Raw genomic sequence first — 26186 nt, 5'->3', positions numbered from 1 at the left:
CGACCATGGTGTTGATGGTGTTCTTGAGTTCGAGGATCTCGCCGCGTGCGTCGACGGTGATCTTCTGCGACAGATCGCCCTGCGCCACCGCGGTCGCCACCAGCGCGATGTTGCGGACCTGGCCGGTGAGGTTGCCCGCCATGAAGTTCACGGAGTCGGTCAGGTCGCGCCAGGTGCCCTTGACGCCCTTGACGTCGGCCTGTCCGCCGAGGCGTCCTTCGGTGCCGACCTCGCGGGCGACGCGGGTGACCTCGTCGGCGAAGGCGGAGAGCTGGTCGACCATGGTGTTGATGGTGTTCTTGAGTTCGAGGATCTCGCCGCGTGCGTCGACGGTGATCTTCTGCGACAGATCGCCCTGCGCCACCGCGGTCGTCACCTGGGCGATGGAACGCACCTGGCTGGTGAGGTTGCCGGCCATATGGTTGACGGAGTCGGTCAGGTCCCGCCAGACTCCGGCGACTCCCGGCACCTGTGCCTGTCCGCCGAGGCTCCCCTCGGTGCCGACCTCGCGGGCGACGCGGGTGACCTCGTCGGCGAACGCGGAGAGCTGGTCGACCATCGTGTTGACGGTCTCCTTCAGCTGGAGGATCTCGCCCCGCGCCGGTACGTCGATCTTCTGCGACAGATCGCCCTTGGCCACCGCGGTGGCCACCTGGGCGATGTCGCGCACCTGGGTGGTGAGATTGCCCGCCATGGCGTTGACGGAGTCCGTCAGATCGGCCCAGGTGCCCGAGACCCCCGGTACCTGCGCCTGACCGCCCAGAGTGCCCTCGGTGCCGACCTCGCGGGCGACGCGGGTGACCTCGCTGGTGAACAGCGACAGCTGGTCCACCATGCCGTTGAAGACCTTGGCGATGTCACCCATCAGCCCGTCGCCGTCGTCCGGCAGCCGGGTGCCGAAGTCCCCGTCACGTACGGCGGTCAGTCCTGCCAGGAGTTGCCTGAGTTCCTGATCGCCCGGTGCCTGCTCGATGGTCCCGGCACTGTCGCCCGTCACCCGCACCCCTCGTTCCTGCTCCCCAGGAGCCCCCGAGGCCGGGGACCCGGAACCGCGGCGGGACGTGGTGGTCCCGGCACGGCGTACGCGTCCTTCCGCAGGTGGCGGACGCACGCGATGAGAAATACGCCGCAGGCTAACCCACGGGTACCGCACGGAACAAAGCCGCGAGCGGGCCCCCGTCCGTGGAGCGGCCGGGAGCCGGTTCCGCCGCATCGGACTACCCGGATACGGGATCGGCACACATTCCACGGGTGGTCCCTACGCCTGCGTTCGGCGTGTCCCCATGACTACCTCGATGATCTTGCCGTTCGCCGTGGCGTTCACGGTGACGCGTAGGCAGAGCCGCTGGACGAGCGGCCAGCCGAAGCCGCCCGGGGCGGCGGGGTCGGTGCGCGCCACCGTACGGGGCAGCCGGGGTGAGGCGTCACCCACCCGGAGCGTGAGGCTGTCGCCGTCGAGGAGAACACCGAAGGCGGTGACGCCGCCGCCGTGCCGCAGGGCGTTCGTCACCAGTTCGGTGACGACGAGCAGGACGTCGTCGACGGTCCCGGGGGCCGGGCCCGCGAGAGCGGCCAGGGCGTCGCGGACCCGGGAACGGGCCTCGGCGGCGGTGGCGGGCAACCGTAGCCGCTGCGGGGCGAGTTCGGAGGCCGGGGCGTCCGCGGCGCCCGTCGTCCGGTCGTCCCCGCCGTCGCGGTGCCGCCCGCCGGGGGCCGGTGTCGCGCGGGTCATGGGCGGGCACGCTCGGTGTCACGGGCGGCTCGGACCCGGACGCGCCGCAGGGCCGGTTCAGGCAAGCATGTTCTCCCTCAGTTCGCGCAGCGCCCGCGCCAGCAGGCGGGAGACGTGCATCTGGGAACAGCCGACCTCGGCCCCGATCTCCGCCTGGGACAGCTCGCGTCCGAAGCGCAGGGCGATGATCTTCCGGTCGCGGTCGTCGAGCTGCTTCAGGAGGGGAGCGAGGGTGTGCAGGTTCTCGACCATCTCCAGGGCCGGATCCTCCTCCCCGAGCAGATCCGCGTACGTCGTCGAACTGTCCGGGTCCGCCCCGTCCGTGGGCACGTCCAGGGAGTTGGCGGTGTAGCAGTTGCCGGCCACCAGCCCTTCGAGGACCTCCTCCTCGTCGATGCCGAGGTGTCCGGCGAGTTCCGCGACGGTCGCGTCGCGGCCGAGCCGCGTGGACAGGTGCTCACGCGCCTTGGCCAGCCGCAGGCGCAACTCCTGCAGACGCCGGGGGACATGGACGGCCCAGGTCGAGTCGCGGAAGAAGCGCTTGATCTCCCCGGTGACGTACGGGACGGCGAAGCTCGCGAACTCCACCTCGCGGGAGAGCTCGAACCGGTCGATCGCCTTGATCAGCCCGATCGTGCCGACCTGGACGATGTCCTCCATGTCACCGCTGTGGCGGAAGCCCCTCGCCGCGTAGCGGACCAGGGAGAGGTTCATCTCGATGAGCGTGTTGCGCGCGTACTGGTGTTCGTGCGTGCCCTCCTCGAGCGCGGCCAGCCGCCGCAGGAACAGCTTGGTCAGCTCGCGGGCGTCGCGCGGGGCAACCGCCGACGCGTCCTCGATCCGCGGCAGTTCCGCCGTGTCCTGCGGTGCGGCCCTGCGCCCGGATGCCGCCGCTGCCGTGGTGTCTGTCGCCGACGTCGCCGTCATCGTCGCTATATCTCCCTGTCACTCGCGTCGCGTTCAAGCTCCCGAGCAGGCGTCTTCCCCCAACGGGCCGGACGATGCACAGCAGTTTCCGGCCAGGGCGAGGCGGGTTTGGGCCCGCGTCGACGGGCAAGGCGAAGCGCCATGGCTGAACACAACGCTGAGACGAACGGAAAGTCCACGACGAAGCGGAGCACCGCGTCCAAGTCGCGGGGAACGGCGAGCGAGGCGTCCACGGCCGCGGGAGGCGCGGCGAGGAAGACCTCCGCACCCGCGGGCCGCGCGGCGAAGCAGGCTGCGGCGGCCACGGACGACACCGTGCGGGGCGCGGAGCCCGGCACGAAGCGCGTGACCGAAGTCGCGAACACGGCGGCGCGAACGGCGACCCGGGGTGTCGAGTCGGGCCGCGAGGCCCTGGCCACGGCATCGGGCCAGTGCGCCGTCGCCGCCAGGACGGCCTGGACACTGGTCGCCCACCACAAACTGATCACCGTCGGTGTCGGAGCGGGTGCCGCGGCGCTCAGCGGGGCGTCCTACGTACTGGGCCGCCGCGCCGGGCGGCAGGCGCAGCATCCCGTCCTCCGCCTGACCCGCCACCGGATATGGCCCTCCGCCGGGAAGCGCTGACCGGCGGACCGCCGACGGATCGTCGGCGAGGGCCGGCGGCGGGGCCTTGCGGCAACACCGGCGGCGGGGCCTTGCGGCAACACCCAGTGACAGACAGGAGATTCGACGTGATCGTGGACGGCGGAGCGACTGCCCCGGCGCGGGGCACCGCGGACGACCTGCAGACGCGGGTACGGACCCTGCGGCGCCGCCTGGAGCGGCTGATCGGCATCGCGGCCACCGAGGGAAACACGCTGCTGCCGCTGCGCAACGGCGACGAGATCTTCCCGGCGATGCTGGACGCGATCCGCTCGGCCGAGCACACGATCGACATGATGACCTTCGTCTACTGGCGCGGCCGGATCGCCCGCGAGTTCGCCGGTGCCCTGGCCGAGCGGGCCCGCGCGGGGGTACGGGTGCGCCTGCTGCTCGACGGGTTCGGCGCCAAGGAGATCGAACGGGACCTTCTCGGCCTCATGGAGTCGGCAGGCGTCCAGGTGGCCTGGTTCCGCAAGCCCGTCTGGCTGTCACCGTTCAAGCAGAACCACCGGTGCCACCGCAAGGCCCTCGTCGTCGACGAGCACACCGCGTTCACCGGCGGGGTCGGCATCGCCCAGGAGTGGTGCGGCGACGCCCGGGGCCCGGGGGAGTGGCGCGACACCCATGTCCAGGTGCGCGGCCCCGCGGTGGACGGCATCGCCGCGGCGTTCGCGCAGAACTGGGCCGAGTGCCACGACGAACTCTTCGACGAACGGGACCGTTTCGCACCCCAGGCGCAGGACGGCTCGTCGGTCGTCCAGGTCGTGCGCGGCTCCGCCAGCATCGGCTGGCAGGACATGCAGACCCTCATCCGGGTCATGCTCACCTCGGCGGAGGAACGCTTCCGCCTCGCCACCGCCTACTTCGCCCCCGACGACTACTTCGTCGACCTGCTGTGCCGGACCGCCCGCCGGGGCGTGCGCGTGGAGATCCTGCTGCCGGGACCGCACACCGACCAGCGCGCCTGTCAGCTCGCAGGCCAGCACCACTACGAGCGGCTGCTGAGGGCGGGTGTGGAGATCTTCCAGTACCGGCCGACCATGATGCACGCCAAGGTCATCACGGTGGACTCGGTCGCCTCCCTGATCGGGTCGACCAACTTCAACCGCCGCTCCATGGACCACGACGAGGAGGTCATGCTCGCCGTTCTGGACCCGGCGTTCACCGCCGCCCTCGACCAGGACTTCACCGCGGATCTGCAGCTCAGTGAGGGAATCGACCTCACCCGCTGGAGACGGCGGGCGCTGCTCCAGCGCACCAAGGAGGCGGCTGTCGCCCCGATCCGGCGCTTCCTGTGAGGGCCGCGCGTCCGAGGGGTCGGGGCGTGGCCGCCCCGGCCCGGAAGAGTGGGGCCTCCGGTGCCGGGGCTGCCTGTGCCGTGCGTCAGGTCACCGTTGCCGGTGACGGTCCGATCAGGTGAAGGATCAGGTGAAGGGGATCGTGAGGACGGAGCCCGAGCCGACCTGGAGGGTCGACGGGCCGTTGCCCAGCGCGCTCCAGACCTCCACGCGGACCGTGCCTCCGTTCAGATCGCCCAGGGTTCCCGAGGCGGAGTGCAGCCCCTGCCGCGCCGCCGAGTACTCCTCCCAACCGGGGACCGGGTCGGTGGCGAAGTAGCGGAAGGTCTCGACACGGTCGAAGGTGCCGTCACCGGTCAGGTCGTACGACACCCTCGCCTGCTGGGCGTGGGCGACGGAGGTCCCGGCGTCCACCTTGAACGTGAAGCCCGTGGCCGCTCCCGCCTTCAGGGAGCCGCGGACGTTGCGGACCTCGTACACCAGCGGGTTGCGCGGTGTGCCGTCGTTGTTCGTGCCTCCGGCGGACGGGATCGTGGCGCTGGAGGGCGATGTCGCCGCCGAGGTGGCGAGCGCGCCGCCCGGCTGCGGGTAGAAGGTGTCGCCCGTGACATACGGCGGGGGAGTGTCGCCGCTGGTCCTGACGCTGACCGTGCCGCCGGCCGGCCCCACCTGGTCGGCTGTGTCGCGGGCCCGCACGCTGTAGGTGTACGTGGTGCCGGCGGTCAGACCGGTGTCGGTGTAGGCGGTCTGGGTGACCGTGGCGACCTTGGCGCCGTTCCGGTGGACGTCGTAGTTCTTGACGCCCTTGTCGTCCTGGGCGGCCGACCAGTTCAGCGTGACGGAGGCGGCGGTGATGCCGCTCGCGACCGGGGTGCCCGGCGCGGTGGGCAGTTCGTCGCCCGGGGGAACGCCGGTGCCGCCGCAGAGCGTCGGGAGCACGGAGTCGTCGCCCGGTCCGGACGCGGTGGACTTCGCCGGCACGCTGAGCACGGCACCGTCGGAGAACCGGACCGAGCAGCTCTGGGAGCCGTAGTTGTGCGCTGCGTAGGTCCGGGTGCCGTTCTTGGCGAAGGCCACGGCGGACGGCATGTCGGCCGTGACCGTCATGTCCGGCGCGCCGACGGCGTTCATCGTGGCGACCCAGTGGTACGTGTGTGCCTTGCTCTCGCCCTCCTCGGGGACATAGCCGCCGTTCACCTGGTTCCACGCCGCCATCGCGTCGGCCGGGTCGGTGAGCGCGCGGACCTGCCAGAAGATGTCCCGCCACTCGACGGCCGGACCGCCGTTCTCCCGCTCCATCTCGGCGATGCTGCGCCGGAGCATGGCCTTCTCCCGGGCCAGGTGCAGCGAACCGCCGGTCACCGGAAGGAAGTTGATGCCGTGGATCTCCTCGGGGTTGGCCGTCCACCAGGTGGCGTAGCTGCCGCCGCTGCTCCAGACCATGCCCACCACGTCATGGGTGAAGTTCTCGGGGTAGACCTGCTGGTCCGCGTCGAACCAGTACTGGGCGATCGACTCCGACTCGGTCATCAGCATGTAGACGCCCTGGTCGCGCAGCGCCTTGTCACCTGTGGCTGAGCCCCACATGATCAGGCCGGCGCTGAGGTTGACCGACTCCGAGGACGACTCCTGGTTGTTGCCGGCGGCGAACGCCTGGTGTCCGGCGGCCCAGCTGTGTCCGGCGTAGACGTCGAAGCCCCGCAGGAAGGGGTACTTGCTCTCGCCCCGGGCCGGGTTGGCGGCGTCCTTGATCAACTCCTTGACCATGCCGCCCCATTCGCTGTCGGCGGCCCACTGCGGGTCGTACTGCGCCACGACGGCGGCCGCCATCACGTAGTACGAGTAGTGGAAGTGGTGGTCGTTGAGCTCCATGTCGCTGCCGTACGAGGCCGGGTAGCCGATGAGGGTGCGCCAGTTCCGGTCGTAGGAGAACTCCGAGGCGCCGCCCGCGGTGAACCACTCCTGCATCCGCGCCTTGATCAGGGCGAGGAGCCGGTCGCGCTGAGCCGTTTCGCCGATCTGCTCGGCGATGGGCACCAGTTGGGCGAGCTTGCCGAGCGCCTTGCCCGTCCAGTAGGTGTCGGTGGCGCCGCTGAACGGGTCGCTCTGCGCCAGGACTTCGTCGATGAAGGCCTTCAGCTTCGCCTTGTCGACGCCCGCCGCGCCGGGCAGCCCCGGCAGCACGCCGTTGACGTTCTGGACGGTGGTGAACGACGTGCCCTCGCGGACCTTCATCTGCCCGCGCGGTGAGACGTAGGTGTAGCCGGTGAGGGCGTCACCGGTGTGCAGCCACTGGTGCCGGTACAGGGCCTGGAACGTCCCCCGCTCGGTGCCCTCCTTCGCCTCGGTGGTCAGCGAGTAGGTCGCCTTGACCTTGCCCTCGCCCTCCAGGTACTGCCAGTCGACCTTGGAGCCGGTGACGAAGCTGAAGGCGTACTTCCTGAAGTCCGCCAGCGCGTTGGCGTTGGGCAGCACCGCCAGGGAGAAGTAGTTCTTCGATCCGAGGTCGGCCCGGATGTCGTTGCCGGACACCGTCCAGTCGGTGCCGCTGGGGGCGAACAGCGCGTAGTGGTGGCCGGAGATCGTGACGCCGAGGACGTTGCCCTGGTCGGCGAAGACCGTGGGCGGTGACGCCGCGTTGATCCGTGCGGCACCGCCGGAGCCCTGGGCGTAGACGTATGGCATACCGTGCCCGATGGTCGTCCGCAGCGTACGGGTCCCGTCGCTCCAGTACGGCGTGACGGTCCAGTCGCTCCAGTCGTCCGCCTTGGCGTCGGGGGAGTTGAGCCCCGCGAGACCCAGGGTCAGGTCGGCCTTGTGCGGGAACTCGTACTGGCGGCCCTCCCCGACGATCTGGTGCGTGGTCGGGTAGCCGACCTCCAGACCGCCGGACACCGCCTTGTAGGTGAGCGGATGGCCGTACATGTTCTCCGACCAGGGATTCCCCGCGTACCTCTGGAAGGCCAGCGAGGTCCACCAGTCGTTGGTCGGGACCGGGCGGTCGGCCGCGGCGGCGGTGACCTTGGGCAGCACCGCCTGGCCGTTGCTGTTGGAGGGCCCTTGGGCTCCCGCCGGACGGGTGTCCGTGTGGCTGCCCTTGCCGACCGGGACGGTGGCCGCGGAGGCGACGCCGGATCCGACGGTCGCCGTGAGGGCGGCGGCGGCCAGTGCGGTCACGGACAGCACGGCCAGATGTCTGCGTAGTTTCATGCACACCTCATGTGAGAGCGCTCTCAAGACGGCGCAAACGTAAAGGCGTCACAATGAACGGTCAATAGTTGAAACAAAGGATGTAGAAGCTCGTCGTGCGGCGACCCTCGGTCTCCGGCATCCGATCCGTCCCGGTTCGCGCATTCGTCCGCGTTCCGCCCCGAGGCCTGGCTTGTGAGCGCTCTCAGCCGGATGGGCACCGTCTATGCTGGCTGCGCCGGATCGGCGGCCTGGTGGGCCGGGCCGGCGGCACAGCGGAAGCCAGGACGAGACTGGGAGCCAACTTGCCCGAGCAGACCACGACGTCCCGTCCCACTCTGGAAGCCGTCGCGGAACGTGCCGGCGTATCGCGGGCGACGGTCTCGCGGGTCGTCAACGGCGGCGCGGGTGTGCGCAAGCCGCTGGTGGACAAGGTGCTCGAAGCGGTCGCCGACCTGGGCTACGTACCGAACCACGCGGCCCGCTCGCTCGTCACCCAACGTCATGGCGCGGTCGCCGTGATCATCGCCGAACCCGAGTTCCGGGTGTTCTCCGACCCGTTCTTCGAGCAGCAGATCCGGGGCATCAGCCGCGAGCTCACCGCCCACGACATCCAGCTCGTGCTCCTGTGGGTGGAGAGCGCCGACGACCACGAGCGGATCGCGCGCTACCTCGCCGGCGGACATGTCGACGGCGCCCTCGCCTTCTCCCTGCACAGCGACGACCGGCTGCCCGCCCTGATAGCCAGGAGCAGAGTGCCCGCGGTCTTCGGCGGCCGCCCCGGAGTCGGCTCCGACCTGGACATTCCCTTCGTCGACTGCGACAACCGGGGTGGCGCCAGGGAGGCCGTCCGTCATCTCGTCTCCCTGGACCGGCGCGCCATCGCGCACATTGCGGGTCCCCGAGACCAGACCTCCGCGCTCGACCGCCTCGCCGGCTACTACGACGTCCTGATCGACGCCGACCCGGACCTGCTCCGCCAGGGCGACTTCACCGAGGAGAGCGGTGCCCGCGCCATGGGCGAACTGCTCGACCGGCGCCCGGACGTCGACGGGGTGTTCGTGGCCAACGACCTCATGGCCCTCGGCGCGTTGCGTACGCTGCGTGAGCGCGGGCGGCGGGTCCCGGAGGACGTCGCCGTCGTCGGCTTCGACGGCATGGAGTCCGTCGTCCGCACGAGCGAGCCGGCGCTCACCTCGGTACGCCAGGACATCGAGGGCATGGGGCGGCTGATGGTGAAGCTGCTGATGCGGATGCTGGACAAGACCCACGACGCCGTGGCCGCGTCCCTGATCACCCCCACGGAACTGGTCCGCCGCGCTTCGGCGTGAGGCCCCTCCGGGTGGGGCCGGGTGAACGGCCGGCCCGCTCGCTGCCACGCCTGATCTACTCGCTTCCAAGCCGAGTGAACCCCTGACCTGCGCGCTGTGGCCGCAGGCCGGCCGGGGTCGCCTCTCGAAGGCGGTGGCGGGGTCGCCGACGGGCCGAGCCTTTCATGTGTTCAAGCAGTGACGGATTCCGGCTGTGTGGCGTACCGGTTTCGGTGAATTTCTTGAGAGCGCTCTCAGGCAAAGGGATTGACAATACGATACGTCTCGTCTTGCAACTTCCTGGATCATGACGTACCTTCGATGGCGTTGCAACGAGACGGTGCGTCTCGCAATGGCCCTGTCGCCGACATTCAGGAGATCGCCCTTGTTCCGTGCCCAACTCACCGAGGTCAGCAAGCGCTACGACGACCAGCACGTCCACCACCGGACCGTGCTCGACCGTGTCTCCCTCACCGTCCGCCCCGGCGAACGCCTCGGCGTCGTCGGCGGCAACGGGTCCGGGAAGTCCACCCTGCTGCGGCTCCTGGCCGGCCTCGAAACCGCCGATAACGGCACCGTCGCCGTCGAGGCCCCCGGCGGCCTCGGCCATCTCGCCCAGACCCTCGACCTGCCTCCGACCGCCACCGTGGGCGAGGCTGTGGACCTGGCGCTCGCCGACGTCAGGAAACTGGAACGGGCCATCCGCACGGCCGAGTCGGCCCTCGCCCGGACCGGCGACCTCGCGGGCTACGCGGAGCTGCTCGCCGCCTACAAGGCACGCGGCGGCGCCGAGGCCGACCGGCGCGTCGAGACCACCCTGCGCAGGCTCGGCGGACCCGGCCCCATCGACCGCGACCGCCCCCTGGGGACCCTGTCCGGTGGCCAGCGCTCCCGGCTCGCCCTCGCCGCGGTCCTCGCGGGCGACCCCGGACTGCTGCTCCTCGACGAACCCACCAACGACCTCGACGACGAGGCCGTCGCCTGGCTGGAGGAGCGGCTGCGCGCCCACCGTGGCACCGTCGTGACCGCCTCCCACGACAGGGTCTTCCTGGATCGGGTCACCACCGCCGTCCTGGAGGTCGACGAGGACCGGCACACCGTGCGCCGGTACGGCAACGGATACTCCGGATATCTCGTCGGCCGCGCCGCCGAACGGGCCCGCCGGCAGCGGGAGTACGAGGAGTGGAAGGCCGAGCTGGCCCGGTACGGCGCCCTCGCGGACAGCGTCGTCGACCGCTTCACGGCCATCCCGCGCAAGGCCCCGGCCGCGTTCAGCGGCGCGGGCGCCTTCCGCGCCCGGTCGCGGGCGCACGGGGCGATGAGCCGCATCCGCGCCGCCCGCCAGCGCCTCGCCCGACTCACCGAGCACCCGGTGCCCGCACCCCCTGAGCCGCTCCGCTTCAGCGCCGTCCCGACGGGCCGGGGTGCGTCGGTCGACCTGACCGGGATACGCGTGGACGGCAGGCTCCGCCTGGACGCCCTCCACCTGGACGCGGGCGAACGGCTCCTGGTCACCGGCCCGAACGGCGCCGGCAAGACCACCCTCCTCAACCTCCTCGCGGGCGAACTCGCCCCGGACCAGGGCACGGTGAAGGCCCCCGCCCGGGTCGGGACGCTCCGCCAGCACATGGCCCCGCCCGCCGGCCACCGCACGGTCGCGGAAGCCTTCGGGCAGGGCCGCGAGGACGAACTCCTCGCCCTGGGACTCTTCACCGCCCGGGACCTGAGGAGCCCGGTCCGGCTCCTGTCGGCGGGCCGGCGCCGGAAACTGGAGCTGGCCCGGCTGGTGACCACCCCGGCCGATCTGCTGCTCCTGGACGAGCCGACCAACCACTTGGCGCCGGGCCTGGTGGAGGAGATCGAGGCCGCGCTGGCGGCCTACCCGGGCACGCTCGTGATCGTCAGCCACGACCGACGCCTCAGGCAGAGCTTCGAGGGCCGCCGTCTCGAGCTGACCCCGGTGAAGGACCGAGGGCCCCGCCCCCTCGCAGGTGCCGCGCGCCGGTAGGGCGTCACGGCTCAGGAGGCCGACAGGTCGGCCGGTGGTACGCCGGCCGACCTGCCGAGTAGCGCCGGTCCCGCTCACTCGCTCCCGGTCTCGGCGCCGGCGGCGGCGCCGGGGGCGGCGGGAGCCTGGTCGCCGTGGTCGACCTCCGGGTCCCGCATCAGTATCCAGATGGTCCCGTAGCCGCCGAGATGTGTGCTGTCGTGCTGGGTGAGGCCGAACATGTTCGCGGTGAAGGCACGGCTGCCCGTCCCGGTCGGCCGGGAGGCACCGCCGGGCAGCACGAAGACGGCGCCGGTGGCCAGGTTCTCCGTGGGGGAGCCGATGATCAGCTCCGGCCGGCCGTCCTTGTTCAGGTCCGCGACCGCGAGGGTCGCGCCGAAGGAGTCGGATTCCTCGACGCTGCTGGGGACGCCCGGGGTGTTCTGGTGGAAGGAGTACGCGCCCTGTCCGAGCGGCCCCGAGCGACGCCCGGGGACGACCGTGACCACGCCCGCCTCATGGAAGGTGCCGACGTCCTCGAAGGGCGCGCCGACCACGATGTCCGCGAGGCCGTCCCGATCGAGGTCCGCCACCGTCAGGCCGGCCCCGAAGGTGTCGCCCCCCTCGCTCGTCCCGGGCACACCCGCGGTGTCCTGGGTGATCTGTTCGGGCACGGCGTCGCGCGCGATACCGCGGGCCGAGCCGCGCCAGACCAGCACACGCCCGCCGGTCACGCCGTCGACGCCGGGCGTCCGCGGGTCCTCCGGGTCGCCGACGACGAGGTCGGCGTAGCCGTCGCCGTTGACGTCCCCGGTCGCGGAGATCAGCCCGTTGCCCTCCTGGAGCGGTTCGGGCCAGTCGGTGCCGCCCGACGGATTGATCTGCACCCGGCCGCCGGTCAGGGCATGTGTCCGGTACGTCAGGCTCACCTGGTCGGCGGTTCCGTTCCGGTCGAGGTCGCCGAGCGCCACCGAGTCCAGGGCACCGGCGTCCGCCGAGTACGTGACCGAGCCGTAGGTGCCGCTGCGGCTGAACGGGCCCTTGAAGGCGGCGGTCCCGCTGAGGCCGCCTATCAGGAGCTGTGTCTTGTCGCCCTCTTCCGCGCTGTGCACCACGAGATCGACACCGTGATGCTGCGACTGGGCGGGCGACGGCAGGTTGGTGCCCTTGCCCAGACCGCTCCGGCCGCCCCACAACACCGTCACCACGCCGCGGTTGTCGTCCCGCGTGACGTCCTCGTAGGGCGTGCTGACGACCAGGTCGGCGTACCCGTCCCGGTTCAGGTCGGCGGTGGCGGTGGCGGAGCCGAAGCGGTCCCAGCCCTCGGGTGTGCCCGGGACGCCGGGCGAGTACTGGGAGATCTTCTGGTACCGGTCCGCCCTGAGCCCGGAGCGTGAGCCGTACACCACCACGACGGCTCCGGCGTGCCGCTGTCCGGCGACGTCCGCGCCGGGCGCCGGAAGCACCAGGTCGCGGTAGCCGTCGCCGTTGAAGTCACCGGGTACCGCCCCGTGCACGGCCACCGCGGGGCCGGCCGGAACCAGCGCCGCTCCGATCACTCCGGCGGCCACGAGCGCGGCCGCCGCTCTCCATCTGCCCATCCGCATGTCCCCTTCCCCGAGGCGCGGCCCGGATGCGCGCGCCGACGGCGGGCGGGAGGAGCGAGTTCCCGGGGATCACCGCCCCCGGGGTACACCTCGAGTCAACCCGCCTGACATGAAGATGACTTGCTGCCCCGGCGAAAGGTTGTCCCGGTTTCGTGAGCGGCGTCACGACCCCGGACGGACCCCACCCCGGTGGGCCAGTACAAGCGCCTGGGGTGGGATCGCACCGACAGGACCTAGCCGGCGGAGCTGCGGCGGCCGCCTCGGCGGTCGGCACCGCGGCCGCCCGATCCCGCGGCGCCGCCCGTGGCCCCACCGGAGCCGGTCCGTCGCCCGGCGGCGCGTCCGCCCGTGGCGGAGGTGCCACCGGACCTGGCCGCCCCGGACCTGGCCGCTCCCGACTTGGGAGCACCGGACTTGGGTGTACCGGACTTGGCCGTCCCGGCCGCGCCCCGGCGGTCCGCGCCGCGGGTCCCCGTGCCGGTCCCCGCGGTGGCTCCCGTCGGGGTCTTCGCCCCGCCGCCGCCGCCGCTGCGGCGTCGGCGGCCGGACCGCCCGCCGCTGCTCCTGCCGTCGGGGCGGGAGGCCGCGGGGGTGGCCGGCTGGGGGATCTCGATGGTGACGGCCACACCGGAGGGCTCACGGGCGCCGGTGATGGTGGCGAGTTCCTCGTCGCTCGACGTGACACGCGCGGTCCGGGGGCGGATGCCCGCGTCCGACATGAGCCGGGTCATGTCCCGCTTCTGTTCGGGCAGGACCAGGGTGACCACACTGCCGGAGCCGCCGGCGCGGGCCGTGCGGCCGCCCCGGTGGAGGTAGTCCTTGTGGTCGGTCGGCGGGTCGACGTTCACGACGAGGTCGAGGTCGTCGATGTGTATGCCACGCGCCGCGACGTTCGTCGCCACCAGCGCGGTGACCTGGCCGTTCTTGAACTGCTCCAGGGTGCGGTTGCGCTGGGGCTGGGAACGGCCGCCGTGCAGTGCCGCCGCGCGGACGCCGACGGCAAGCAGCCGCTTGGCGAGGCGGTCGGCGGAGCGCTTGGTGTCCAGGAAGAGGATGACCCGGCCGTCACGGGCCGCGATGCGCGTGGTGACGGCCTTCTTGTCGGTCTCGTCCTGGATGTGGAGCACATGGTGCTCCATGGTGGTCACCGCTCCCGCCGACGGGTCCACGGAGTGCACCACGGGGTCGGTGAGGAACTGCTGCACCAGGCGGTCGATGTTGCGGTCCAGCGTGGCCGAGAAGAGCATGCGCTGCCCGTCGGGCCGTACCCGCTGGATCAGCTTGGTGATCTGCGGCAGGAAGCCCATGTCGGTCATCTGGTCGGCTTCGTCCAGCACCGTGATGTGGACCTGGTCGAGGACGCAGTCCCCTCGGTCCACGAGGTCGTTGAGCCTGCCCGGCGTCGCCACCAGGACCTCGGCGCCGCGTCGCAGCGCACCGGCCTGCTTGGAGATGGACAGCCCGCCGACCACCGTGGCGATCCGCAGGTTCACGGCCGTCGCGTAGGGGGTCAGCGCGTCGGTCACCTGCTGGGCGAGCTCACGCGTGGGAACCAGCACCAGGACGAGGGGTGCCTTGGGCTCGGCACGCTGTCCGGCCGTGCGGGCCAGGAGCGCCAGCCCGAAGGCGAGGGTCTTGCCGGAGCCGGTTCGGCCCCGGCCCAGGAGGTCACGGCCGGCCAGGGAGTTGGGCAGCGTGGCGGCCTGGATGGGGAAGGGGGTCGTCACGCCCTGCGCGGTGAGGGTCTTCAGCAGCCCCGCGGGCATCTCCAGACCGGCGAAGTCCTCGACGGCGGGAAGTGCGGGTGTGGTGTTTTCCGGAAGCCGGAAATCCATCGGCGACGACGCGGACGGCCGGGGCGACGAGGGGCGTCGGTTCGGCTTCTGGGACCTGCGGGACATGCGGTGATCTGCCTTCCTCAAAATGGCACAAACCGGGGTCCGCACCATGACGGTGCGGACCCCGGTGAGCGGATACGCCTCCGGCGATCAGGCGGGGACGATGTTCTCCGCCTGCGGGCCCTTCTGGCCCTGCGTGACGTCGAAGGAAACCCGCTGGCCCTCGTGGAGCTCACGGAAGCCCTGGGCCGCGATGTTCGAGTAGTGCGCGAAGACGTCGGGGCCGCCGCCGTCCTGCGCGATGAAGCCGAAACCCTTTTCGGCGTTGAACCACTTGACGGTTCCCTGTGCCATGACCTGCTCCTTTGGTAGGCAGGGGCCCCATCCGGAGACGCCGGAAAAACAAATAATGCGCCTGAAGGATAAACATTCCCGTCAGGCGCACATAGGTTCATGGGTACCACAACTGCAACACCGAAACATTAGCACAGCTCGGTGTCCGGCGGCGGATCATGTGGCGCCCGCCACGGTCCCTCGAAGGCGTCCCACCTCGCGCTTTCGACGCGGCGGGCACAGGCCGGCCGTGGCGAACGAGCCGGTGCGGTCGTGCGCGAGCCGGAAGATCCCGAGGGGTTCGGTCGTGGTTGTGAAGCACGGGCACTCTCAACGCCGGGTCGGGCGTTGTCCGTCACGCGGCGAGGAGGACGGCAGGTCGTCCCATGCCAGGGAGGACATGCGCCATCCGTCCGGCGTGCGCAGGAACTGTGTCGTCTTGTGGCCCGAACCCTCGAACCACTCGCCGTTGTGGAAACCGGACTTGCGGTACTCGCTGAAGCGGTGGGCGATCGATCCGAAGACCTCGGTGCGCTCGGCGACCTCCCACTCGGAGAACTCGGTCAGCGTGCCGTCGGTGAGCATCTTCTGGCGCGGTTCGATGAAGGAGTCGAGGTCGTGGAACACCGGCTCGGAGCCGACATTGGCGATGATGCGTCCTTGCGGGACGAAGATGTCACGGATGACTCCGAGGTCGGGCCGTCGGCCCTCGGTGTTGGTGAACGCGCCGACGAACACGCCCATGAGACGGTCGAGTTCGGCCTGCACGGCGGCGGCCGCGGACCTCTCGGAGGCGTTGTCGGGCCATTCCTCGGACAGGACGGACCAGACCTCGATGTCGCGGCGTTCACCTCGGTAGGGAGTGTGCCGCCGCAGGATGCCGTCACGGGTCATGCCCAGCCGGCGTGCGACGGCGACACTGCGGGTGTTGCCCGAGGAGACCCACCACTCGACCCGGCTCATCCCGCGCTCGGCGAAGGCCCAGTCGATCAACGCGCGGCAGGCCCGGCCGACCAGCCCCCGCCCCTCACCGGTGCTCTCCGTCCAGCAGCCGATCTCGCACACCCCGGACGTGCTGTCGAAGCGGGTGAACATGACGCCGCCGACCAGGGTGCCCTCGAGCCAGATGCCGAAGATCCGGCCTGCGTCCGTCGCCTGCCGGTCGGCATAGCGCCGGAGGGTGGCGGCGGCCGACTCCAGGTCGGTGCTGAAGGTGGCCCAGGGTATCCACGGGTCCACCTGGGGGCGGGCGCGGTCGATGTGGGCCAGGAATTCGGGTGCCTGCCAGGGCTCCAGGGGGCGGAGCACGGCGTGGTCGTCGAGCGGCAGGGTGAACATGCGAGTCTCGCTCTCCAGGTACGTAACAAGCGTTCGGTACGTAAGCTAGCACCATGCCACCTGCACCTGGAGACCGAGAAGCCCGTCGCAAGGACGTGTCCGAGGCGGTGTGGCAGGTCCTCGCCGACAAGGGCTTCGGCGGACTGACCCTGCGCGCCGTCGCGACCGCGATGGGCGTCTCGACGGGCATGGTCATGCACTACTTCCGGACCAAACGGGATCTGGTCGCGCACGCCCTGGACCTGTTGGAGAAGGACACCGCGCAGCGGCCCCGCCGCGAGCGTCCCGCCGCGGGCCTGGCCACCGTGCGGGCCATGCTGCTGGACATCCTGCCGCTCACCCCGGGGGACACCGCCCGCAACCGCATCTGGGTCAGTTCCTGGGACGTCTCCCTCGCGGACCCGGATCTCTCGGCCGAACAGGCCGGTCGTTACCGCCGGTTGAGATCGACGGTGCAGCCCCAGCTGGAGGCGGCCCGTGACCGTGGTGAGCTGCCGTCCGGGGCCGACCCGGACCGGCTCGCCGCCACGGCGGTCGCGTTCGTCCACGGCCTGGTCGTCCAGGCCCTCTTCGACCCGGCCCGCTTCCCCGAGGACGTCCAGACCGCCATGGTCGACGACTTCCTCGTCTCCATCGGCCTGCCTCGTCCGGACACCGGAGCCGGTGACGGCACAGGGTCCGAACCTGCTGCCTGATAGGGCCCGGGCCGCCGAAAATCGCCGGTGGGGCCGGGGTCCGTACGTGGTCGGCTGCTACCTTCCGGCGGCATGACCGACAGCGTGTATGTGGGCAACGCGGGCAACGACGCGGCCCTGGACCGGGGTTGGCTGATGGGGCACTTCAAGGACGCCTCCGATCCCCGGCACAGCGAGGCCGTGGAGATCAAATGGGGGGTGCACCCGAAGGGCGACGAGCGGGCCCAGTGGGTGACCGGCGAGGAGCGTACCGCCCTGCTGGTCCTCATCAGCGGCCGCTTCCGCGTGGAGCTCCCCGACCGCGGTGTGCTCCTGGCCCGGCAGGGGGACTACGTCCTCTGGGGCCGAGGCGTCGACCACTCCTGGTTCGCGGAGGAGGAGTCCGTCGTACTGACGGTCCGCTGGCCCTCCGTCCCCGGCTACGGCCGCGACCCCGGCCGCTGAGGCACTGCGCGTGCGTGCGACAGGAGCAGTGGCGGACCCTCGTGCGGGTGACAGCCGTCTTCCGGCCGTCTCCGGGCGACCGGTCGGGTCGTCATCAGGTCACAGCTCCAACGATCCGACAGGAGAACTCACATGGACTCACTCTCCAGCCTCCTCTCCAGCGTCAGCGGCCTCCTCAGCGGCCTGCTCGGAGGTGGACTTCCCCTCTGACGGCGGCTGTCCCCGGCCGGTGTGCGAGGGGCCTGGACCCGTCCCAGGTCCAGGCCCCTCGGCAGGCGGCCCGTCGCGAGGCGGCCGGAAGGTGCCCGACCTTCCGGCCGGCCGTGCTCGTGCGTCTGTGTCCGGGCCGCGCGGACGGCGAACCGCGGGCGAATGCCGCGCACCCGTGCGGGTGAGATGCCGTGTCGTCGCCAAGGGGCCCTCCGTCCGGCCGTGAGACTGGCCGCACCATTCGGACGGAGCGAAGGAAACGTGATGGCGGAAGAGCTGTACGCGACGCTGAAGACCAACCGCGGCGACATCGTGATCCGGCTGCTGCCGAATCACGCCCCGAAGACCGTCAAGAACTTCGTGGAACTCGCCAAGGGCGAGCGGGAGTGGATCGACCCCAACACGGGTCAGCCGAGCACGGCACCGCTGTACGACGGCACGGTGTTCCACCGGGTCATCGAGGGCTTCATGATCCAGGGCGGTGACCCCCTGGGCAACGGCACCGGCGGCCCCGGGTACAAGTTCGCGGACGAGTTCCACCCGGACCTGGCGTTCACCAAGCCCTACCTGCTGGCCATGGCCAACGCCGGACCGGGCACCAACGGCTCCCAGTTCTTCGTCACCGTGGGCCCCACCACCTGGCTCACCGGCAAGCACACCATCTTCGGCGAGGTCACCGACGAGGCCAGCCGGCGCGTCGTCGACGCCATCGCCACCACGGCGACCAACCCGCGCAACGACCGTCCCGCGGAGGACGTGGTCATCGAGAAGGTCGTGATCGAGACGCGCTGACGGCCCGAGGCCAAGACCCAAGAACCCTTGTGGGAAGCCGGAGTTGACGGCGCGCGTATGGTGAGAGGGAAACGCATCAACGCCTGCCCCGGTCGGGCGGGCCGAGCGGGGGAAGAAAGGTGCGTGCCCGATGACGGTCGGGCTCCTCTCCACGATCGCCGCCGTGTTCTACGGCGGCACGGTCTCGGTTCTCGCCCTGACCGCGACCTTCGCCCGGCGTCGCACGCTGCGGCGTGAAGCGCGCAGCACCCTTGCCGTGCTGGTGCCGGGGAGGGCGGTGGAGGCGCAGCAGGCGGAACCGTACCGGCAGTAGTCCCTGGGCGGAGCTGCGGGCGGGGTCGCCGGAGCGACCCCGCCCGTGCTGCCCGCCACCGCCGAGGCCGGTCAGTTCGTCGCCGGGACCTCGTCGACGAACGCGGTGCCGGCCGTGCGGAAGGCGTTGATCCTGGCCGTGACCTGGGCCGGGGTGAGGACCTGGTCCTTGACGTGGAGGACGTAGTCGACCTGCTGGTCGTAGGCGCGAGGCGTGGTGGACGTCTGCCCGGCCAGGTCGATCAGCCACTGGTTGAAGTTGATCGACATCGGCCGCTCGGGCAGGTAGGCGGCGTCGTGCGTGCCGAAGTGCTGACCGTCGACGTAGTAGGTGATGGCGTTGTTGTCGACGGTGACGACCAGGTCGTGCCAGCCCGCGAAGCTCTGCCGGCTCTCGCTGTGCTGGTTGACGGCCTGCCAGGGGTCGGGGTTGTAGGTCTCCCAGGAGGTCGTGTAGAGGATGTTGGCGGGCTCGCCCCAGCCTCCGTTGGGCAGGTACTCGAAGTCGTACTCGGCGTAGTCGTCGGCCATCGGGGCCTTGAGGTCGTTGATGGTGAAGAAGGTCTGGACGATGCGGTCGCCGTCGGGGCCGTTCTTCGGGGCGTCGCTGAACTTCACCCGGGCGGCGTAGGTGCCGTTCTTGAACTTCGTTGCCTTGGTGAGGACTTCGGTGTGCCGGGTGGACTCACCGGTGCCCGCCGTGGACGTCTCCATGTTCATCACCGTGTTGCCGCCCTGATTGACGAAGGTGACCTTGGAGGGGTCCCAGGTCGCGCCGGGCACACCGGGGCCGCCGGAGTTGGAGCGGACGTTCCAGCCGTGGGCGGCGAGCGCGGGGTCGGAGTGCGAGGTGTAGGTGAAGTCGTCGAACAGGGTCTGGCCGCTGCCCGTGGGCGGGTCGGTCGGCGGGTCGGTGGGGTCGGTGGGCGGTTCGTTGCCGGCGGGGGCGGTGCCCCACACGGTCGCGCCCGCCAGCTGCGCGGTGACCTTGGTCCAGTCGGCGTACGCGGTCTGTGCGGCGCCGAAGGAGTAGTCGTCGCTCTGCTTCAGCGGCTGCCAGGTGGACTGGTAGAAGCGCAGCTGCATGTCGCCGGTGTCGGCGCCGGGGGCGAGGGTGCCGGCCCCGGAGGTGAAGCCGATCTCCAGGTAACGGTCCGCGGTGGCGGTGGGGTTGGCGAGCGTGCCGAACGTACCGGTGATGACCGAGCATCCCTTGACCGCCCAGGAGCAGGCGAAGCGGTACGTGGCGCCGGGGGAGTCGGCCTTGAAGTAGTAGCGGACCTTGACCTGGCTCAGCTGGACGCTGGACGAGCCGGTGTTGCGCACCTTGAGCCAGGGCTCGCTCTGGTCGGCGGTGGCCCCGCTCGCGCTCGTGCGGTACTGGACGGCGATTCCGTCCGCCGCGGCCGACGCCGTGGTCACGGGCAGTGCGGCCAGGGCCGTGCTGCCCACGAGGGCGGTGAGGGCGAGGGCCGCGCGGGTGGCGCGGCCGGTGGGTCGGCTGCTCATGGGGGTCCCTTCGATCGCTCCCGCCTTGTGCGGGAGGGGGGTTGGGGGTGTGGTGGTGCCGCTGGGGAGTCACACGGGGGCGTGCGTGGGTGTCGCCGGGCGGTGCGGCAGGGCGTCGTGCGGAACTCCGAGCGCGTCCAGACGTGCCTCGTGGCCCGCCAGGCGTGCGCGGAAGTCCGGCCAGTCGCCGCCGGCGTCCCACAGCCGCTCGGCCAGGGCGCACAGGCGGGGGTAGGTGAGGTACTCGATGTGCTCCGGGGTGGTGACGAACTCGGTCCACAGCTGGCCCTGGGCACCCAGGACCCTTTCGGCGAGCGCGGGTTCGGCGGGTGGCGCGGTGAGCTCGACGCCGTACGCGGTCCGCAGGTCGAGTACGTGGCCCGGCTGGGCGAGCGGCTCCTCGGGGCCGGGAGCGCGCGCGTAGTCGAAGTAGGTGGAGCGGTGGTCGGCGTGGATGACGTCGTGGCCCCGGCGCGCCGCGGCCCAGGCGTGTTCGGGTGTGCGCCAGCTCATCACCGTGCACTCCGGGGGAAGCGAGGTGCCGTTCTCGGCCCAGGCGACCGGGCGCCTGCCCGCGCGGGCGACGTGGTCGGCGATCCTGCCCATGAACCAGCCGTGCAGCGCGCGGGGCCCCTCCAGGCCTTCCCGGCTCGCGCGGGCGATCGCCGCCGGGCTCGCCTCCCACTCGTCGGTCGGGCACTCGTCGCCGCCGATGTGCAGGTAGGGGGAGGGGAAGACGTCCATCACCTCGTCGAGGACCGTGCGGAAGAAGTCCAGGACGTGGTCGCCGACGCCGAGGACGTTGGGGCACACACCCCAGTGCGTCCATACGTCGAGCTGCCGCTCGGGGTGGTTGCCCAGTTCGGGGTGGGCGGCGAGGGCGGCGCGGACGTGGCCGGGGACACCGACCTCCGGCACCACGGTCACCCCGCGCGCCGCCGCGAACGCCACCAGACCGGTGAGCTCGGCTCGGGTGTACGCGCCGCCGTGCGGACGGCTGTCGAAACGCCCGCTGCCGGCCGGCCCCACCATGGACCGCTCGCGCCGGCCGCCGATCTCGGTGAGCCGGGGGTACGCCGCGACGGGCATTCGCCAGCCCTGGTCGTCGGTGAGGTGCAGATGCAGCACGTTGAGCTTGTGCAGGGCCAGGAGATCGACGAACCGGCGGAGGTAGGACACCGGCTGGAAGTGCCGGGCGACGTCGAGCAGCATGCCGCGCCAGGGATACGCGGGTACGTCGGTGATCTCGACTCCGGGCAGGTCCACGCCGTCCCCGTCCGGCCTCACCGGTGCCTGGTACGGCAGCAGTTGACGTACGGTCTGCACACCGCGCAGCAGACCCGTCGGCCGTGCCGCGCGCAGCAGCACGCCGTGGGGGCCGACGGTCAGGCCGTATCCCTCCTCGCCCAGCCCCGTGAGCAGGGGGTCGAGGGCGAGGACGAAGGCCGCGTCGTCGGCGTGCTCCAGGCGGAGCCCGGTGACGGGCGCGAGGTAGGTGCGCAGGAGGTCGGCCGCCGCCTCGGCGCCGGGCGCTACCCGCAGGCGGGTCGTGCGGTCGATGCGGAAGCGGCCGGGCCGCGGCGACAGCCGGCGGGGGCGGGGGACGAGGGCGAGTTCGGGACGCGGCAGGTCCACGGTGCGGGTCTCCGATGTTCGGCCGGGCACGGTGTGCGGGACAGGGGTGGCAGGTGCGCGGGCGGTACGTCACGCGCGGCGGGCCGGAACCCTTGCGCGGTAAGGCCGTTCAGCCCTTGACTCCTCCCGCCGTCAGTCCGGAGGTCACATGGCGCTGGAGGACGAGGAAGACGATCAGCACCGGCAGCGCGAAGAGCGTGGAGGCCGCCATCGTGGCGCCCCAGTCGGTGCCGAAGGTCGACTGGAAGGAGGAGAGCCAGACGGGCAGGGTGCGGCTGTCCTGCTGCTTGATGATGAGGAAGTTGGCGTACGTGAACTCGTTCCAGGCGGTGATGAAGCCGAACAGTGAGGTGGCCATGAGGCCGGGGGCGAGCAGCGGCAGGGCGACCTTGCGGAACGCGCCCGTGCGGGTGCAGCCGTCGACCTGTGCCGCCTCTTCGAGCTCGGGCGGGATGCCCGCGATGAAACCGCGGAGCACCACGAGGGTGAACGGCAGCGTGATCATGAAGTAGACCAGGGTGAGGGTGGGCAGCCGGTCGAGCATGTTCGTGTCGCGGGCGATGATGTAGACCGGGATGATCAGTGACTCCCACGGCGCCATCTGGGCGATGAACACGGCCAGCATGAACTGACGCCGGCCGCGCCACCGCATCCGTGCCACCGCGTAGGCGGCGCCCAGCGCGACGACGAGTGCGAGGAGCACGGCGCCGAGCGTGACCAGGAGACTGTTGCGCCAGAAGAGCGCGAAGCCGTCGGCGCCGACCGCGGTGCGGAAGTGGTCCAGGGTCCAACTCCGCGGTATCAGGCGGGGGTCGTACGACTGGATGTCCGGGGACGGCTTGAAGGCGGTCGAGACCATCCAGTACACGGGGAAGAGGCAGAGAGCCGCGGTCAGGGCCGCGGCCGCGTGGAGCGGCAGTCGGCGCAGCGCCCGCCGAGGGGCACGTCGCGGAACGGGCGCGGGGGCGGGCCGGGTGGCGGGCTCGCGCGTCACGGGGCCGAGTGCGGTGGTCACAGGTGCTCCCCTTCCTGACGCAGCAACTGGCGGAAGTACACGACGAGTACGCCGCTCATCAGCAGCACCGTGACCATGGAGGCCGCGGACCCGAGGTCGTAGCGCTGGCCCGCCAGTGCCGTCTGGACGGCGTACACCGGCAGGAGGGTGGTGGCGTCGCCCGGCCCGCCGCGGGTCATCACCCAGATCTGGACGAACGCCTTGAACGTCCAGATGACTTCGAGGCAGAGCACGAGCATGAAGATCGGCCGGATGAGCGGGAAGGTGACCGAGCGGAAGACACGGGACGCGCCGGCGCCGTCGAGCCGCGCGGACTCGTAGAGCTCCTGCGGCACGGTCGTCAGGGCCGAGTAGAGGGTGATCGCCGCGAAGGGCACGGACTGCCACACGACGAGGACGGCGAGGATGGTGAACGCGGTGCCGCCGTGGGCGAACCAGGTGTAGCCCTCGAAGGAGGTGAGACCGAGGCCGGTGAGGGCTTCGTTGACGATCCCGAACTCGGAGTGGAACAGCCACTGGAAGACGGTGGTGGCGGCCACGACCGGTACGGCCCACACCAGTACCAGCGAGCTGAGGACCACGGTCCTGGTGACCCGGCCGAGCCGTTCGATCATCAGGGCGACGAGTGTGGACAGGACCATGATCGCCACGACGTTGACCGCCATGAACTGGAACGTGCGGCCTACGGAGTCCCAGAACCGCGGGTCGGCCAGCAGGGTCCGGTAGTTGCGCAGTCCGACGAACCGGGCGTCGCCCAGGATGAGCTGGCGCAGACGGAAGTCCTGCATCGAGATGATCAGGGCTCGCGCGAGCGGGTAGAGCAGGAGGTAGAGCATGCCCACTACGGCCGGGGTGATCAGCAGGTAGGGCCAGGGGGTGAACGGGCGGCGGCCGCCGCGGCCGGCCGGGGTCCGGGAGGAGCCGAGCCTGCCGGAGGGGGCCGGCCCGGGGGATCGGACAGGCGTCACCGTCATCGTCAGGAACCGCTGTTCAGCGTGGTGGTGATGTATTCGGACGCCTTGGCCGCCTCCGTCTTCGCGTCGCCGCCCGTCAGCACGGCCGTCATGTAGTCCTTGACGGGGTTCTTGGCCTCGACCGCCGCCCACTGGGGGGTGTTGGGCGTGGCGTGGCCGTTGGCGGCGCCCACCGCCATGGCCGCGGCGCCGGGGTCGGAGGCGACGGCGCCCGCCAGGGTGGTCCGGTTCGGGACGTAGCTCATCGCGAGGGCCAGCTTCTTCTGCCAGGCGTCGCCGGTGAGTTCCTTGATGAAGGTGAAGGCCTCGTCCTGGTGCGCGGCGACCACCGGCACGACGAGGTCGGAGCCGCCGGTGAACACGGCGCCCGGGGTGCTCGCGGTCTTGCCGGGGATCGGGAAGAAGCCCAGCTTCCCTTCCAGCGCGGGGTTGTTCTGTGTCACGACGCTTGCGCCGCCGGGTGCCGCGATGATCTGGGCGATCTGCCCCTTGGCCATGACCTCGGCCTGCGGGGGCTGGGCCTCGTCGGAGTCCTTGGGGCCCTTGCCGAGCGCCTGGAGCCTCTTGTAGAAGGCCATGGCGCGCAGGGCCTCGGGGGTGTCCAGCCCGCCCTTCCAGGTGTCGCCCGTGCGCACGGCGAGGTCGCCGCCCTCGTCCCAGACGAACCCGGACAGCGCGTACCAGTTCTGGCCGGGCAGGTAAATTCCCTGCGTGCCCTTGGTGTTGAGCTTCTCGGTGGCGGCTATCCACTGCTCGCGGGTCTTGATGCTCCTGGCGTCCACCCCGGCCTTCGCGAACAGGTCGGTGCGGTAGATGACGACGCGATTGGCGGCGTAGTACGGGATGCCGTACTGCTTGCCCTGGTAGGCGCCCGGTTCCGCGAGGCCCTTCAGCCAGCTGTCACCGCCGAGCTCGGCGACCTTGCCGGTGAAGTCGGTGAGCCCGCCGCTCTGGGCGTACTGGGCCACCTGGGTGTTGCCGACCTCGATGACGTCCGGGGCGTCGTTGCTGGCCAGGGCGGCGGTGACCTTCTCGCCGATCCCGTCCCACTCCTGGATCTGGATCCGCACGTCGATCTCGGGGTGGGCCTTCTCGAAGCCGGTCTCGAACTCCTTCTGGAAGGCGGCCGAGACGCTGTCGCGCATCAGCCACACATCGAGGGCGGTCCGGCCGCCGGCGGCGTCGGACGTGCCGCCGGAGGTGTCGTCGGACGAGGAACAGGCGACGAGGCCGGTGCTCAGCAGCAGCGCGCCGAGCAGGGCGAGGGAGCGGTGGCTCATGGATGACCTCTGGGAACTGGGGAGGGGAGAGGAGAGGGGCGCAGCAGGTCAACCCCAACCTGACCACTTGACCACTTGGGGTTTACCAGTTGGCGGGATCGAAAGTGGCATGGACCAATGGAGCTGTCAACCCTCCATGCGCCGGTAGCGCCGGTCCGAGGCGGCGACAGGGGGCGGCTGGATCCCTGGAATCCGCAGGGTTAGAGTGAGGTGACCAGCAGACCAGTGACATGACCAGTCATGTCGACGACGAACGAGAGCACGGTATGGAGATCGACCCGGCCGCCTCCGGCGCGATGCTCAAGCGTGAGCGGGTGCGCGACGCGATCCTCGAACTCATCGAGGCGCGCCGGCCCGGCGACGCCATCCCGTCCGAGCGCGTCCTGTGCGCCGAACTGGGCGTCTCGCGACCCACCCTGAGGGCGGCCGTCGACGAACTCGTCGTCGCGGGGCTGCTGGTGCGCGAGCACGGGCGGGGCATGTTCGTGGCCGCAGAGAAGATCACTCAGGAGCTGATCTCCGACCGCAACGCCTTCAGCCTGCCGCAGGCGGGCGGGGTGTGGACCAGCAGGCTCCTGGAACTGCGTACCCTTCCGGCGGGCGCCCGTGTCGGCCGGAAGCTGCGGATCTCCCCGGCCGCGGAGATCCGCTACGTCGCCCGGCTGCGCCTGGTCGACGGCTCACCCATGGCCATCGAGCACCTGCACGTCCGAGCGGATCTGGTGCCCGACCTGACCAGTGAGGAACTGGAGCAGGGCGACCTCTACGAGCACCTCCGCGACCGGCACGGCGTCCACGTCAGCGAAGCCGTCCAGTCGATCGAGCCCACCGTCGTCACCCGCGCCGAGGCCGACCTGCTCGACGTACCCGAACTGTCCCCGGCGCTCCTCTTCGAGCGCCTCACCACCGACACCCTCGGCCGCCCGGTCGAGTACGTCCACTCGCTCTACCGCGGCGACCGCTACCGCATCGTCTCCCGCCTCTCCCTCGCCCCCGGCACCGACCCGGCCACGACGGGGGAGGGCCACCATCCGGGCATCCCCCCCGGCGACTTCACAGGCAAGGACCCGGTTTCCTTCTCGACCCGGGGGGTCGTGCAGCAGGGGATGTGAGGCGCGA

The 26186-nt window shown here is 71.1% G+C and carries 22 protein-coding genes; 9 read left to right on the top strand and 13 right to left on the bottom strand.

Annotated elements, in window-relative coordinates; genetic code table 11:
- From ACZ6SQ_RS33315 to ACZ6SQ_RS33305, 3 genes are all read right to left on the bottom strand, one after another.
- A partial coding sequence (locus ACZ6SQ_RS33315) for a HAMP domain-containing protein (RefSeq protein WP_469568740.1) occupies positions 1-997 on the bottom strand: 997 nt, incomplete at its 3' end.
- Between the two features lie 261 nt (positions 998-1258).
- Positions 1259-1732 (bottom strand): ATP-binding protein, encoded by a 474-nt coding sequence (locus ACZ6SQ_RS33310; protein ID WP_469568738.1) that lies wholly within the window; start codon positions 1730-1732, stop codon positions 1259-1261.
- 57 nt (positions 1733-1789) lie between these two features.
- Complete coding sequence (locus ACZ6SQ_RS33305; RefSeq protein ID WP_469568735.1) at positions 1790-2659, bottom strand: SigB/SigF/SigG family RNA polymerase sigma factor; 870 nt, start codon at positions 2657-2659, stop codon at positions 1790-1792.
- Between the two features lie 141 nt (positions 2660-2800).
- Between ACZ6SQ_RS33305 and ACZ6SQ_RS33300 the strand changes: the two genes are divergently transcribed.
- Both ACZ6SQ_RS33300 and ACZ6SQ_RS33295 read left to right on the top strand, forming a co-directional pair.
- The gene (locus ACZ6SQ_RS33300; protein ID WP_469568732.1) at positions 2801-3283 is read left to right on the top strand and encodes a hypothetical protein; all 483 of its coding nucleotides are present in this window, start codon (positions 2801-2803) and stop codon (positions 3281-3283) included.
- Between the two features lie 113 nt (positions 3284-3396).
- Positions 3397-4599, top strand: coding sequence for a phospholipase D-like domain-containing protein (locus tag ACZ6SQ_RS33295; RefSeq protein ID WP_469568800.1), 1203 nt, complete (start codon positions 3397-3399; stop codon positions 4597-4599).
- 126 nt (positions 4600-4725) lie between these two features.
- Here ACZ6SQ_RS33295 and ACZ6SQ_RS33290 read toward each other — a convergent pair whose 3' ends face one another.
- Positions 4726-7809 carry a glycosyl hydrolase gene (locus ACZ6SQ_RS33290; protein WP_469568730.1) on the bottom strand — a complete coding sequence of 1028 codons (3084 nt, stop codon included), beginning with the start codon at positions 7807-7809 and terminating at the stop codon, positions 4726-4728.
- Between the two features lie 284 nt (positions 7810-8093).
- Between ACZ6SQ_RS33290 and ACZ6SQ_RS33285 the strand changes: the two genes are divergently transcribed.
- Together ACZ6SQ_RS33285 and ACZ6SQ_RS33280 are read left to right on the top strand one after the other, a co-directional pair.
- Positions 8094-9119 carry a LacI family DNA-binding transcriptional regulator gene (locus ACZ6SQ_RS33285; protein WP_469568728.1) on the top strand — a complete coding sequence of 342 codons (1026 nt, stop codon included), beginning with the start codon at positions 8094-8096 and terminating at the stop codon, positions 9117-9119.
- Positions 9120-9450: 331 nt separating this feature from the next.
- Positions 9451-11106: an ABC-F family ATP-binding cassette domain-containing protein gene (locus tag ACZ6SQ_RS33280; protein WP_469568797.1), complete on the top strand. Its 1656-nt coding sequence runs from the start codon at positions 9451-9453 to the stop codon at positions 11104-11106.
- A gap of 74 nt (positions 11107-11180) precedes the next feature.
- Here ACZ6SQ_RS33280 and ACZ6SQ_RS33275 read toward each other — a convergent pair whose 3' ends face one another.
- From ACZ6SQ_RS33275 to ACZ6SQ_RS33260, 4 genes are all read right to left on the bottom strand, one after another.
- On the bottom strand, positions 11181-12686 hold the full coding sequence (locus tag ACZ6SQ_RS33275; RefSeq protein ID WP_469568726.1) for a VCBS repeat-containing protein: 1506 nt from the start codon (positions 12684-12686) through the stop codon (positions 11181-11183).
- A 239-nt stretch (positions 12687-12925) separates the two neighbouring features.
- Positions 12926-14593: a DEAD/DEAH box helicase gene (locus ACZ6SQ_RS33270; RefSeq protein WP_469568724.1), complete on the bottom strand. Its 1668-nt coding sequence runs from the start codon at positions 14591-14593 to the stop codon at positions 12926-12928.
- Positions 14594-14680: 87 nt separating this feature from the next.
- Positions 14681-14884 (bottom strand): cold-shock protein, encoded by a 204-nt coding sequence (locus ACZ6SQ_RS33265; protein ID WP_389332044.1) that lies wholly within the window; start codon positions 14882-14884, stop codon positions 14681-14683.
- A gap of 309 nt (positions 14885-15193) precedes the next feature.
- Entirely contained in the window at positions 15194-16201 is a 1008-nt protein-coding gene (locus ACZ6SQ_RS33260; protein ID WP_469568721.1) for a GNAT family N-acetyltransferase, read from the bottom strand.
- A 53-nt stretch (positions 16202-16254) separates the two neighbouring features.
- Here ACZ6SQ_RS33260 and ACZ6SQ_RS33255 point away from each other — a divergent pair, with 53 nt between their 5' ends.
- From ACZ6SQ_RS33255 to ACZ6SQ_RS33240, 4 genes are all read left to right on the top strand, one after another.
- Positions 16255-16896 carry a TetR/AcrR family transcriptional regulator gene (locus tag ACZ6SQ_RS33255; RefSeq protein WP_469568718.1) on the top strand — a complete coding sequence of 214 codons (642 nt, stop codon included), beginning with the start codon at positions 16255-16257 and terminating at the stop codon, positions 16894-16896.
- 72 nt (positions 16897-16968) lie between these two features.
- Complete coding sequence (locus ACZ6SQ_RS33250) at positions 16969-17340, top strand: cupin domain-containing protein (protein WP_469568716.1); 372 nt, start codon at positions 16969-16971, stop codon at positions 17338-17340.
- A 474-nt stretch (positions 17341-17814) separates the two neighbouring features.
- The gene (locus tag ACZ6SQ_RS33245) at positions 17815-18342 is read left to right on the top strand and encodes a peptidylprolyl isomerase (protein ID WP_386383107.1); all 528 of its coding nucleotides are present in this window, start codon (positions 17815-17817) and stop codon (positions 18340-18342) included.
- Between the two features lie 130 nt (positions 18343-18472).
- Positions 18473-18655, top strand: coding sequence for a hypothetical protein (locus tag ACZ6SQ_RS33240; protein WP_389332032.1), 183 nt, complete (start codon positions 18473-18475; stop codon positions 18653-18655).
- A gap of 71 nt (positions 18656-18726) precedes the next feature.
- On the opposite strand, the gene ACZ6SQ_RS33235 is transcribed toward ACZ6SQ_RS33240, so the two are convergent.
- The 5 genes from ACZ6SQ_RS33235 to ACZ6SQ_RS33215 form a co-directional block, all read right to left on the bottom strand.
- Entirely contained in the window at positions 18727-20163 is a 1437-nt protein-coding gene (locus ACZ6SQ_RS33235; RefSeq protein ID WP_469568713.1) for a cellulose binding domain-containing protein, read from the bottom strand.
- 69 nt (positions 20164-20232) lie between these two features.
- Positions 20233-21798 (bottom strand): beta-N-acetylhexosaminidase, encoded by a 1566-nt coding sequence (locus ACZ6SQ_RS33230; protein ID WP_469568711.1) that lies wholly within the window; start codon positions 21796-21798, stop codon positions 20233-20235.
- Positions 21799-21907: 109 nt separating this feature from the next.
- Positions 21908-22792, bottom strand: coding sequence for a carbohydrate ABC transporter permease (locus ACZ6SQ_RS33225; RefSeq protein ID WP_469568794.1), 885 nt, complete (start codon positions 22790-22792; stop codon positions 21908-21910).
- Positions 22793-22809: 17 nt separating this feature from the next.
- Positions 22810-23787, bottom strand: a complete 978-nt coding sequence (locus ACZ6SQ_RS33220; protein WP_469568709.1) for a carbohydrate ABC transporter permease — start codon at positions 23785-23787, stop codon at positions 22810-22812.
- Positions 23788-23789: 2 nt separating this feature from the next.
- Complete coding sequence (locus tag ACZ6SQ_RS33215; protein WP_469568706.1) at positions 23790-25067, bottom strand: extracellular solute-binding protein; 1278 nt, start codon at positions 25065-25067, stop codon at positions 23790-23792.
- A 266-nt stretch (positions 25068-25333) separates the two neighbouring features.
- Between ACZ6SQ_RS33215 and ACZ6SQ_RS33210 the strand changes: the two genes are divergently transcribed.
- Complete coding sequence (locus ACZ6SQ_RS33210) at positions 25334-26179, top strand: GntR family transcriptional regulator (RefSeq protein ID WP_469568791.1); 846 nt, start codon at positions 25334-25336, stop codon at positions 26177-26179.
- Positions 26180-26186 lie beyond the last annotated feature (7 nt).

The organism is Streptomyces sp. NPDC048600, from assembly GCF_055587025.1.
Note: the sequence above shows the minus strand (reverse complement) of the source record. Positions and strands in the feature narration are given on the sequence as shown.